Here is a 12378-nt window from a genome sequence, read left to right on the forward strand (position 1 = left end):
CAGATCACATTAAACACCTGAAAAGAATACAACTCTTATGCAATGCGTGGTATGAAATAAATCTGTAATGAAAATCTCATAATGTTCTCACTCATCCATTTTTCCAAGATGAGTACGTATTACTTCACTTTTGGCTAGGTAAGGTTATGAGCGCAGAAAAACTATATATAGAAAAAGAACTGAGTTGGTTGTCTTTCAACGAACGAGTATTACAAGAAGCTGCCGATAAAACCGTCCCTTTGATCGAACGTATTCGCTTTCTTGGGATCTTTTCCAACAATTTAGATGAATTTTACAAAGTACGCTTTGCGGACGTGAAGCGCAGAATCCTAATCAGCCAAGAGCGCGGTGGCAGTGATAGCCCTAAACGACTGTTAACCAAAATGCAGTCGAAAGCACTAAAGCTTAACGAACAATTTGATGAGCTTTACAGCGAATTGATTCGAGAAATGGCGCGACGTCGCATTTTCTTGGTCAACGAACAGCAACTGGATGAATCGCAACAAAAGTGGATCGCGAAATACTTCCGTAGAGAGGTAATGCCGCATATCACTCCCCTCCTAATGAAAGACGAGATTGATGTTCTGCAATTTCTCAAAGACGAGTACGCTTACATCGCCGTAGAACTGCGTAAAGAAGAACATTACCAATACGCTCTGATCGAAATTCCGACCGATCACCTTCCCCGCTTTGTGATGGTACCAGAACAGAAAGGAAAGCGTCGAAAAACCATCATCTTACTTGATAATATTATCCGCCACTGTTTGGACGAGCTGTTCAAAGGCTTTTTTGATTATGATGAGCTTAGCGGCTATGCGATGAAAATGACGCGTGACGCTGAATACGATTTACGCAATGAAATCGAGTACAGCTTGCTTGAACAAATGTCAGAGGGTGTCAATCAGCGACTGACAGCAAAGCCCGTTCGCTTCGTCTACGAACGCGATATGCCGCCTCAAATGTTAGAGTTTCTGTGTAACAAACTTAATATCTCTAACTACGATAACCTTATCCCCGGCGGACGCTATCACAACTTTAAAGACTTCATCGGCTTTCCAAATGTTGGACGAGAGTATCTTGAAAATAAACCTCTCCCGCCAATGAAATGTGCCGATTTCGAAGGTTATGCCAACAGCTTTGACGCGATTAAAGCGAAAGATATTCTGCTCTATTATCCCTACCACACTTTTGACCACATTAGTGAATTAGTGCGCCAAGCCTCCTTCGATCCCAAAGTACTTAGTATCAAGATTAACATTTATCGCGTCGCGAAAGATTCTCGCTTGATGAACTCTTTAATTGATGCAGTGCACAACGGCAAAAATGTCACTGTGGTCGTCGAGCTGCAAGCTCGCTTTGATGAAGAAGCCAATATCGAATGGTCAAAAGTATTAACCGAAGCGGGTGTTCACGTCATCTTTGGTGCACCTGGTCTTAAGATTCACTCAAAGCTACTGATGATTAGCCGACGCGAAGGTGAAGAAATTATTCGCTACGCACACATCGGCACAGGCAACTTCCATGAGAAGACGGCACGAATTTATACCGACTTCTCCCTTCTTACGGCAGATCAAGAAATCACTAATGAAGTCCGTAATGTCTTCGGTTACATTGAGAATCCATACCGACCAGTGAAGTTCAATCACCTTATGGTATCTCCTCGTAATTCTCGAACCCAAATCTACCGCTTAATTGATAATGAAATTGCGAATGCCAAGCTAGGGAAAAAAGCCGCTCTTACGATCAAGGTCAATAACCTAGTCGATAAAGGCATCGTCAATAAGCTTTATGGAGCAAGTACTTCCGGTGTAAAAATAAACATGATCATTCGAGGCATGTGCTCATTAGTACCGGGCATTGAGGGGATCAGCGACAATATTCGCATCATCAGTATTGTTGACCGCTTTCTTGAGCACCCTCGCGTGGTGATCACCCACAATGATGGCGATCCGCAAGTTTATATCTCCTCCGCAGACTGGATGACAAGAAATATTGATCACCGTATCGAGGTAGCAGTACCAGTCCGTGATCCACGTTTGAAACAGAGAATTATTGATATAACGAATATCCATTTTACCGATACAGTAAAGGCTCGTTTAATAGATAAAGAAATGAGTAACGCTTACGTACCACGAGGTAATCGCAAAAAAGTTCGCTCTCAAATCGCTATCTATGACTATCTTAAAAATATAGAAAAGCAAACTAGAAAACAAAATTCAGATGCCTCAAATACTTGAACAAGATACTCGCTACATTGCCGCGATAGACCTCGGCTCAAACAGTTTCCATATGGTGGTGGCCAAAGTTGTTGGCAGTGACCTACAACTGGTTAGTCGTCATAAACAACGTGTTCGCTTAGCATCAGGACTCGACAGTGAATTGAACTTAAGTCACGCCGCAATGGAGCGTGCACTAGAATGCTTAGCCATGTTCGCTGAAAGGTTGCAAGGGCTTGATGAGTCAAATGTACGTATCGCCGCAACACACACACTAAGACGCGCTAAAAATGCCCACCTTTTCATCGAGCGTGCAAAAGAAGTGATGCCTTTCCCAATAGAAATTATCCCTGGAGAAGAAGAAGCCCGCCTGATTTACTTAGGTGTCGCGCACACTCAAGTAGAATCCAACTCCAAACTAGTCATCGATATCGGAGGCGGCAGTACCGAGATGATTATTGGACAAGAATTTGAGCCTGAGCTTCTCAACAGTAAACAGATGGGATGCGTCAGTTTTACAGAGCAATACTTTAAAAACGGCAAACTGTCAGGAAAAAACTTCAGCAAGGCGATGTTAGCGGCCGAACAAAAACTCGAGTCCATCGCTTCAACATATCGTAAAAAGGGCTGGGATATTGCTCTCGGCTCATCAGGAACCATCAAAGCGATTCAAGAAGTGCTAGTAGGATTAGGTTTTGAAGATGGCCTGATCACAGCGAGTCGACTGGATACACTTATCGAAACTCTGTGTAAATTTGATTCAATTGAAGATATTGAGCTGGCGGGTCTAACAGAAGAACGTAAACCCGTATTCGCAGCAGGCGTAGCGATTTTGTCCGCGATTTTCAAAGCGCTTCGCATTGAGCAAATGTTTTTCTCCGATGGTGCTCTACGCGAAGGCCTGTTGTACGAAATGGAAGAACGTTTTGCACGCTCCGATATTCGCATGCGCACCACAGAAAATTTAGCCAACAAGCACCGAGTCGACTTAGAGCATGCCGCTCGTGTTAAGGGGCATGCACGTGAGATGTTATGTCAGGTACGCTCTGAACTAGGCATTAAGAAAAAGAGTGAGTTATTTGACTTACTAGAATGGGCAGCGTTGCTTCATGAAGTCGGATTAAGTATCAACTTGCGTAGTTTCCATCGCCACTCTTTTTATATTCTGTTGCACTCCACCCTACAAGGCTTCAACCGTGAGCAGCAATTAGTGCTTGCAACATTAGCTCGCTTCCAGCGTAAAGCGCTCAAATTGCAAGAACTACCAGATTTCAACCTCTATAAACAGAGTGACATTATAAGCCTCATCAAAATATTACGACTTTCTATCGTATTAAATGGGCAGCGTAATGAAGATCCATTGCCTGATATCACCTTATCTATCAAAAATGACGAATGGATTCTCACCTGCACAGATGAAGCATGGCTAGAAAACAATAAATTACTTCACGCGGATTTACAGGAAGAACAAGAACGTTGGGACAGCGCGAAGTGGACACTCACTTTCTGATCTCGTACTGTCCATACCTAAATAAAAAGTCGGCTTACAGGCCGACTTTTTTTAACTCTTCTTCTGCAAAGTCTGCCGTAATGGGCACATAACCATCTTTCTCAACCAACGCTTGTCCCTGAGCAGAAAAGATAAAGCGAATAAACTCAGCTTCAATTGGTGTTAATGGGTAATCAGGGTGCTTATTCACGTAAACATATAAGTAACGTGATAGTGGGTACTTACCACTAACAATATGTTCTCGCGTTGGAGTCACGTAGTCATTTCCCATTTTAGCCACAGGGACTAAGCGCACGCCTGCCACTCGATAACCGACACCGGAATAACCAATTCCACTGATGGTTGACGCTACAGCTTGCACAACTGACGCGGAGCCTGGCTGCTCGTTAACTCGAGTCTTGAAATCGCCGCCACACAAGGCATTACTTTTGAAGTAACCATAAGTTCCAGAAACGGAGTTACGACCAAACAACTGTACGTTTCGCTTTGCCCACTGTGATTCAAGACCGAGTTGCTGCCAGTTTGTTACAAATTGACTTTCACCACAGCGTAGCGTGGCAGAAAACAAAGCATCTAATTGACTAAAGTTAAGACCTTGAATTGGATTATCTTGATGAACAAAAATACCGATTGCATCGATGGCTACCCTAAGCGCCGTTGGCTTGTAGCCATGTTCACGTTCAAACGCTTCAACCTCTCTTAAACGCATAGGGCGGCTCATGGGACCAAACTGAGCTGTTTGTTCGGTCAATGCTGGAGGGGCAGTAGAAGAGCCAGACGCTTGGACTTGCGCATTAATATTCGGGTAAATGGATTTAAACTCTTCAACCCAAAGCGTTGTCATACCCGCAAGTGTATCGGAGCCAACAGAGAGCAAGTTCCCGACAATCCCCGTCGTTTTATGATAAGTCGGCAATGGTTTATCTTGAGCGCCAGCCATAAAAGAACAAACAAGCGCGAATAAACTGAATGTTTTTGCCAATCGTAAAGTCATTATTTCACCACCAAACGCTCAGGCAATACGAAAGAAAACTTACTGCCCACACCTACTTCACTGTGAATTTCTAAATGAGAGTCATGGTGACTCAGCGCGTGTTTTACAATGGCTAGCCCTAAACCACTTCCACCAGTATCACGTGATCTTGCTTTATCCACTCGATAAAAACGCTCAGTAAGTCGATGGAGGTGCTGAGGTTCAATGCCATCACCACTATCTTCCACCTCTAAGCATGCGCCTTGAGAGGTCTGGAACCAACGAACATTAATGTTCGCACCAGGCGGTGTGTATTTGACGGCATTATAAACGAGGTTAGAGATAGCACTACGTAACTGGTCATCATCGCCCAGCACGCGTAGGCTAGCATCAACATCAAATTTCAATTTATGTTGGTTGTCCCCACTAAGGCTAACCGCCTCTTTTTCTAACACTTCAAGCATCGCGGGCACATTCACGACTTCCTCAAGCTCATGCATAGGTGCCGCTTCAATTTTAGATAGTGTCAGTAGTTGGTTCACCAAACTGTTCATGCGGTTAAGCTGCTCCGTCATGACACCATGAGCTTTGCTCCACATTGGACCCACGACCATATCAGGATCTTCTGTCATCTCAAGATAACCTTGTAGCACCGTCATTGGTGTACGCAGTTCATGAGATACGTTGGCAAAGAAGTTGCGACGCATTCCCTCAAGTTGTTTTAACTGGCTAACATCACGCACCACCATCAAATGTTCACCTTCGGTATACGGTACGATACGTAGTTCTAGCATGCGTTCGACATTGAGTGGTGAACGCATTTCTAATGGCTCTGAAAAGTCTTTCTTGTTGAGGTACTTGATAAAATCAGGTGTACGAATGAGATTGGAGATAGGTTGACCTGAATCTTCTGGCCAATGAAAGCCCAGTAAGTGCTGAGCCAGCTTGTTGCACCAAACAATATTACCTTCAGCACGGAATACCACTACCGCATCGGGTAGCGATTCTGCACCATTTCGGAATCGACGAATAAGATTAGTAAGCTCTTTTCGTTTGCGGCGTTGGCGCTGTTGTAAGCGATACAACCCATTGAACAAAGATTCCCAGTTACCGCTACCAGATGGTGGCGTGAGGCGTTTTTCATCCCATAACCAAGAAGATAAACGTACTTGGTTATGCAAATGCCACACAAGCTGCAATGCCGTAGCAGCCAAAAGCAACCACGGCATATAACCGAATATCCAACCTACTATCACCCATGGGGTGTAAAAAAAAGCCAGCTCCCAGGCCAGCTTTTTCCACGTTAATCTTTCAACCACTCATAACTCCAGAAATGGTACCGATAAGCTGCGTGTTAATTTATGCCTTCGTCGAGAAGCGGTATCCAGCACCACGAACAGTTTGGATCAGCTTATCATGCCCTGCAGCTTCCAATGCTTTACGCAGGCGGCGAATGTGAACATCGACCGTACGGTCTTCGACATACACGTTAGTGCCCCAAACATTGTTTAATAGCTGCTCACGGCTGTATACGCGTTCTTGATGCGTCATGAAAAAATGAAGCATCTTAAATTCTGTTGGACCCATGTCTAATGGCGCATCATTAGCCGTAACACGGTGCGATACAGGGTCAAGCTTTAATCCCTGTACATCAATTACATCTTCTAGTGCAGTCGGAGTAACGCGACGAATCACCGCTTTTAAGCGTGCAACCAACTCTTTAGGAGAGAATGGCTTAGTAATGTAGTCATCCGCACCGACTTCTAAACCGCGCACTTTATCTTCTTCTTCACCACGAGCGGTAAGCATCACAACTGGAATGTTGCGCGTTAATTCCTCTCGCTTCATATGTTTGATGAAGTTAATGCCACTACCGCCTGGTAACATCCAATCCAGTAAAACTAAATCAGGGAAGGGTTCAGCCAGTTTGGTTACTGCAGTATCATAATCTTCCGCTTCTACCGCTTGGTAACCTTTCTGCTCAAGTACGAAGCACAGCATTTCGCGAATAGGAGCTTCGTCTTCAACAACCAGAATCCTTCTAGACATAATTGAGTAACCTTATGTTCGTTGAGCTAATGAATTTAAGAGACAAAGCGCCTCTCTATGCATAAGCATTATCACTACCAATTATGACACTTTTGTGACCTTTGAAAACAAATTTTCATATAACTTTCTTTTGAGGTTCATTCGGATATTTTTCATTTCTATTAAGACATCAGCACAAAAATTCCCTATGATTAGTCCCTTGTCATCAAGCCTAGAGAAGATTTATGTGGTTTAAAAACTGTCTGGTATACCGCGTTAACCGCGAGGTTACTTTTAACGCCGAACAACTAGAAACTCAGCTGTCTGAATTCCGATTCACCCCGTGTGGCAGTCAAGACAAACAGAAATTTGGCTGGGTCAGTGCAATGGGTAGACATGGCGATATGATGACTCACGTGTCAGAAAACCGCATTCTGATTTGCGCCAAGAAAGAAGAGAAAATGCTACCTGCCTCTGTGATCAAAGAATCATTGAATGCAAAAGTAGAAGCAATGGAAGCGCAAGAAGGTCGTCCTCTGAAGAAGAAAGAGAAAGACAATCTGAAAGATGACATCGTAATGGATTTACTGCCGCGCGCATTCAGCCGCAGCAGCCACACTCACGTGCTCATCATGCCAAAAGAAGGTTTTATCCTTGTTGATGCAAGCAGCTATAAAAAAGCAGAAGATGTATTAGCATTGCTTCGTAAAACCATGGGTAGTTTACCTGTTGTTCCTGCTATTCCAGAAGTGGCGATTGAAACTACGCTAACCGAGTGGGTGAAAAGCGGTGACACACCTCAAGGTATCAGCATGATGGACGAAGCTGAGCTAAAATCCGTACTTGAAGAAGGTGGTGTGATTCGCTGTAAGAAGCAAGAGCTAACCACTGATGAAATCCGCAACCACATCGCTGCGGATAAAGTCGTGACGAAACTTGCGCTTAATTGGCAAGATCGTATTGAGTTCATTATGACGGAAGATGCAGGCATCAAACGTCTAAAATTCTCTGATGAATTGAAAGATCAAAACGATGATATTCCACGTGAAGATCAAGCAGCTCGATTTGATGCAGACTTCTCTCTAATGTGTGGAGAGTTCAGTGCTTTCCTTCCCAACCTATACGATGCGCTAGGCGGCTTACCGAATCCTAACGCATAATATTGTATAAAGGTTAACCATAACGCCCTCACTTTTTTTGAGGGCGTTTTTCTATCTGAAGCACAATTACCCTAGTCACAGTTCACATTTTGACGTAAAATTTGCGCCCCATTTCCATTAGGTGGAATTGGCCTGACTTGTGATCAGATAAAAGAGAATTGAGCAATGACAACTGAGAAAGCATTCGTGCCTGAGCTACTATCTCCAGCGGGCAGCCTGAAAAACATGCGTTACGCATTCGCCTACGGGGCAGATGCAGTTTACGCTGGCCAACCTCGCTACAGCCTTCGCGTACGTAACAACGAGTTTAACCACGAGAACCTAAAAATCGGTATCGATGAAGCCCACGCCCTAGGCAAAAAGCTTTATGTGGTATGTAACATTCAACCACACAACTCGAAGCTAAAAACCTTCATCCGTGATCTTAAGCCAATCGTAGAGATGGGTCCTGACGCATTGATCATGTCAGATCCAGGCCTAATTATGATGGTTCGTGAAGCTTTCCCAGAAATGCCAATTCACCTTTCTGTACAAGCGAACGCTGTAAACTGGGCGACCGTTAAGTTCTGGGCAGCGAATGGCGTGGAGCGTGTGATCGTTTCTCGCGAGCTATCTCTAGAAGAAATCGAAGAAATTCGTGAGCATTGCCCTGAAACTGAGCTTGAAGTATTCGTTCACGGTGCATTATGCATGGCTTACTCTGGTCGTTGCCTACTTTCTGGCTATATCAACAAACGTGACCCTAACCAAGGCACTTGCACTAACGCATGCCGCTGGGAATACAAAGTTGAAGAGGGTAAAGAAAACGACGCTGGTGATATCGTAGAGAAATTCGACCCGACTGAAGCACAGCCTGTCGAAGTACAAGACGAGCGCCCTGAAACCACAATTGGTCGCGGCAAACCAACAGATGAAGTCGTTCTGCTTTCTGAAGCGCACCGTCCAGAAGAAAAAATGGCGGCTTACGAAGATGAGCATGGTACTTACATCATGAACTCTAAAGACCTACGAGCGGTTCAGCACGTTGAACGCTTAACTAAGATGGGTGTTCACTCATTGAAAATTGAAGGTCGTACTAAATCGTTCTACTACTGCGCACGTACCGCTCAAGTTTATCGTAAAGCAATTGATGATGCTGTAGCAGGTCGACCATTCGATGAAAGCCTAATGGGTACACTAGAAAGCCTAGCTCACCGTGGCTACACTGAAGGCTTCCTACGCCGTCATACACACGATACTTACCAAAACTACGATTATGGTTACTCAGTCTCTGATGCTCAACAGTTTGTTGGTGAATTCACTGGCAAACGTCGTGGTGACATGGCTGAAGTAGAAGTAAAAAATAAGTTTCTTGTCGGTGATAGCCTTGAACTAATGACGCCAAAAGGCAATATTGTTTTCACGCTAGAGGCAATGGAAAACCGCAAATCAGAGTCTATTGAAGACGCGAAAGGAAACGGTCACTTTGTATTCATTCCAGTACCAGCAGAGCTAGATTTAGAATATGGCCTATTAATGCGTAATCTAAACTCAGGGCAGGACACCCGTAACCCGACTGGTAAGTAACCATGGCCTTGCTCATTACTGATAAATGCATTAACTGCGACATGTGTGATCCCGAATGCCCCAATGGGGCAATCAGTATGGGAGAGAGCATTTTCGAAATTGATCCAGCGCTATGTACAGAGTGTAAGGGGCATTACGAAAAGCCGACCTGTCAGTCAGTGTGTCCAATTACAAAATGCATAATCACTGATCCGAACCATGTCGAAACTGAAGAGCAGTTGCTTGAAAAATTCGTGATTATTCAAGGGTTAGCATAAGAGCAATTAGGTTCAACTTTGACATCAAAGTTGAACCTTTTCTCAACCTGATTTTTCAATAGGGATAATATTGCAGAATAGCTCTTTTTCAAAATGATACTCTAGTCTCTCACGCCAATTTTCCGCTTGAGAAACAGGTATTAAATAAAAGTTTTCTCGGCTCGTATCAGTAACGAAAGCCATTCCATATTGCATCAGCTCATAATGCACATCATTAACAAAACCCGGATCAAGGCGTTGACGCCCAGTCAGGTGATTCACATCCTCTCGAGTCAAAGAGACTCCTTTAGTATCACTGCTAAATCTGTGTCTTAACCACTCTGCAAATTCTTTTGCACAAATCATAGTCATGGTTTTGTCCTTGATTTACTCTTCTAACAGGAAAAGGGTATATCCCTGCCTTACACACTTGTCTGCGTTGTTATCGCTTTTTAGCCAACTGACAGACATATTGCTAAGAAACCAGAGTATCGTGACGAAAGATCTTTTTCTAAACAGAGAAGTTACAACTTACCCATACTACAACTCTTTGTTTAATTTAGATTTCTATAATATGTCCCCAAAACTGATTGGGTTAGTTTTTGTATTGGTACTATTCAATGTAGACAAAAGTATGATGTTTCTCCAGTTTCATAAAAGAGATCACCAAGTACAGATAAACCTGAAGAGTAACACTAATTAGGATTGATAAGCGGCAAGCATTGAGGTGGAACGACTTTTTTTCGTTTGGGCTTAGAGGTTGTTTTTACCCGTTGAGGGGTATCAGTAGGTTTTGCTTTTGGCGCCCAACTTGCAAGCTCAGCACCGCAACCATCACCTACTGGAGGTGGTGCTTGATCAACACAATAGTCGCTCGAATCAGGACAAGACAACCTGACGTGAAAGTGGTAGTGATGCCCCCACCATGGACGCACTTTACGTAACCAAGAACGATCTTTGCCGTTTTCTTGCAAGCAAAGTTGCTCCTTAATAACAGGATGTACAAAAATTCGTGCAACATCCTTACTTTTTGAAGCGTACCGAATTAGTTTAAAGTGTCGTTCTTCCCAGCGATGATTAAGTATGGAATAACCTTTTAAATCCACCACACTCATGGGCTTAGGAAGTTGTAATTCGTTATAAGAAAGCGGTTGGTCAGCAAGTCTTAACCAGATATCGATATCTAACCCAGTTTGATGACTAGAATGACCAGAGGAGAACCTTCCACCTCTAGGTAAAGACAAATCACCAATTAGCAGAGTGGTGTTGAGATTTTGATGAGCTTTAAGCGCCAGATTTTCAATAAACCCTATCGTTTTAGGGTGCCCATAGTAGCGCTTCGTTTTACTACGTAAGACTTGATAACCAACGCCATCGAGAGGCAAGGGTAATGCACCATCTAAACAACCGTTAGCATAACTACCAATAGAGGAGGAAGAGTTTCGGGTAGGATTAACCACAGACTCCCAAGGAGTAGAACATACTGAAGCTGAGAAACATAAACCCAAAGTTACAATGAAACTCAGCCTCATAGCCTTTAACCTTTAGTAGTGTTCGCCATTATCGTAATAAGCTTTAGGAGATAAGGCGGAAAAGATAACTGCAACATCAATATCGGCACCAGCGATACCGCGCACTTGTTGCGTAATAAGCTTGGCAACTTCATCTTGCACTACCTGGCCACGGTCGAACCAAAGCACTTCGACAAAAGGATATGCAGCACTCACCTCACCCTCATTGAAAAACGTAGTGTAGATATACTCAAAAGTAAAATCCTCACGCGGACAGTCCATTAGAGGCTGAAGTTCATCCGTAAGGGGTTTTGATAATGCCTGAACAGCTTGTGGCTCTACAGCACGGAATCGAAAATGTGGCATAAACTTACTTCCTAATTATTAGCATTAATGCATGATGATAACAGGAACCAAGTCAGTAATCATCCAAGCCAATGTAACCACTGACCTTTCAATAGATTGTGAATCAGATGTGCTCGATAACGAAGAAAAAGTGTTATGAAATTCGAAGGTAAAACAGAAAGAGCAAAGCGATACATCAACATTTAGTAATTACATTACTAGAAAATAAAACTATCTGAAGCAAAGGTATGCCATATTCGTTGGATAAACATACACCTGACGCCGAAACTATACGTTAGGAATAAAAGAGCCCCTGACCTAAGCCAGAGGTTATGAACATGGGGGATAGGTGAAGTGGACCAATATCCCGGAGATATGAACTTTCAATCCCCCGATACTTTGGTATCAGAGGAATCGACAGCTCTCCAACTAGTCAGATTCTCTTTTCTTCAGATGCAAAAAAGCCCCAGCATTACTGCTGAGGCTTTAGAGTATGGCAGGGGTGGAGAGATTCGAACTCCCAACACGCGGATTTGGAATCCGCTGCTCTGCCAATTGGAGCTACACCCCTGTAATTCGTGTTTATTGAGACGACGCTCAAATAAGTGGCGGAGTGGACGGGACTCGAACCCGCGACCCCCGGCGTGACAGGCCGGTATTCTAACCAACTGAACTACCACTCCGCAGTGGTATCACTCGCTTTAATAAGCAAGCGTCCGCTTTTGTCTTCACTTTTCGAAAAAGTGAAAATAAAACTAAAGCCTGGCGATGTCCTACTCTCACATGGGGAAGCCCCACACTACCATCGGCGCTATTTCGTTTCACTTCTGAGT

The 12378-nt window shown here is 43.7% G+C and carries 11 protein-coding genes and 2 tRNA genes; 5 read left to right on the forward strand and 8 right to left on the reverse strand.

From position 1 onward, the window contains the following. Positions 1–146 precede the first annotated feature (146 nt). Both ppk1 and ppx read left to right on the forward strand, forming a co-directional pair. Entirely contained in the window at positions 147–2237 is a 2091-nt protein-coding gene (ppk1, locus tag R8N47_RS15295; protein ID WP_005381748.1) for a polyphosphate kinase 1, read from the forward strand. Then, positions 2221–3726 (forward strand): exopolyphosphatase, encoded by a 1506-nt coding sequence (gene ppx, locus R8N47_RS15300; RefSeq protein WP_053306546.1) that lies wholly within the window; start codon positions 2221–2223, stop codon positions 3724–3726. The genes ppk1 and ppx overlap by 17 nt, the downstream gene beginning before the upstream one ends. A gap of 34 nt (positions 3727–3760) precedes the next feature. On the opposite strand, the gene R8N47_RS15305 is transcribed toward ppx, so the two are convergent. Genes R8N47_RS15305 through phoB form a run of 3 tightly spaced genes read right to left on the reverse strand, consistent with a single transcriptional unit; the run spans position 3761 to position 6748 of the window. Continuing rightward, positions 3761–4720: a PstS family phosphate ABC transporter substrate-binding protein gene (locus R8N47_RS15305; protein WP_053306547.1), complete on the reverse strand. Its 960-nt coding sequence runs from the start codon at positions 4718–4720 to the stop codon at positions 3761–3763. Next, positions 4720–6018, reverse strand: a complete 1299-nt coding sequence (phoR, locus tag R8N47_RS15310) for a phosphate regulon sensor histidine kinase PhoR (RefSeq protein WP_005383667.1) — start codon at positions 6016–6018, stop codon at positions 4720–4722. The genes R8N47_RS15305 and phoR overlap by 1 nt, the downstream gene beginning before the upstream one ends. A 40-nt stretch (positions 6019–6058) precedes the next feature. Then, on the reverse strand, positions 6059–6748 hold the full coding sequence (phoB, locus tag R8N47_RS15315) for a phosphate regulon transcriptional regulator PhoB (RefSeq protein ID WP_005381752.1): 690 nt from the start codon (positions 6746–6748) through the stop codon (positions 6059–6061). A gap of 224 nt (positions 6749–6972) precedes the next feature. On the opposite strand from phoB, the gene rdgC reads away from it, so the two are divergent. From rdgC to R8N47_RS15330, 3 genes are all read left to right on the forward strand, one after another. Next, positions 6973–7887 carry a recombination-associated protein RdgC gene (gene rdgC / locus R8N47_RS15320; protein ID WP_005381753.1) on the forward strand — a complete coding sequence of 305 codons (915 nt, stop codon included), beginning with the start codon at positions 6973–6975 and terminating at the stop codon, positions 7885–7887. 165 nt (positions 7888–8052) lie between these two features. Further along, complete coding sequence (gene yegQ / locus R8N47_RS15325; RefSeq protein ID WP_005381754.1) at positions 8053–9453, forward strand: tRNA 5-hydroxyuridine modification protein YegQ; 1401 nt, start codon at positions 8053–8055, stop codon at positions 9451–9453. 2 nt (positions 9454–9455) lie between these two features. Beyond that, positions 9456–9710 (forward strand): YfhL family 4Fe-4S dicluster ferredoxin, encoded by a 255-nt coding sequence (locus R8N47_RS15330; protein WP_005381763.1) that lies wholly within the window; start codon positions 9456–9458, stop codon positions 9708–9710. A 42-nt stretch (positions 9711–9752) separates the two neighbouring features. Here R8N47_RS15330 and R8N47_RS15335 read toward each other — a convergent pair whose 3' ends face one another. The 5 genes from R8N47_RS15335 to R8N47_RS15355 all read right to left on the reverse strand — a co-directional run bounded on the left by R8N47_RS15335 (position 9753) and on the right by R8N47_RS15355 (position 12228). Next, the gene (locus tag R8N47_RS15335; protein ID WP_005381765.1) at positions 9753–10061 is read right to left on the reverse strand and encodes a hypothetical protein; all 309 of its coding nucleotides are present in this window, start codon (positions 10059–10061) and stop codon (positions 9753–9755) included. A gap of 323 nt (positions 10062–10384) precedes the next feature. After that, the gene (gene mepA / locus R8N47_RS15340) at positions 10385–11221 is read right to left on the reverse strand and encodes a penicillin-insensitive murein endopeptidase (protein WP_064353646.1); all 837 of its coding nucleotides are present in this window, start codon (positions 11219–11221) and stop codon (positions 10385–10387) included. 12 nt (positions 11222–11233) lie between these two features. Continuing rightward, a complete protein-coding gene (locus R8N47_RS15345; RefSeq protein ID WP_064353645.1) occupies positions 11234–11566 on the reverse strand; it encodes a DUF1904 domain-containing protein in 333 nt (110 codons plus the stop codon). A 473-nt stretch (positions 11567–12039) separates the two neighbouring features. Then, positions 12040–12116: transfer RNA gene (locus tag R8N47_RS15350), tRNA-Trp, on the reverse strand. A 35-nt stretch (positions 12117–12151) separates the two neighbouring features. Continuing rightward, a tRNA-Asp gene (locus R8N47_RS15355) sits at positions 12152–12228 on the reverse strand. Positions 12229–12378: the final 150 nt, after the last annotated feature.

The organism is Vibrio sp. 2132-1 (assembly GCF_033344315.1).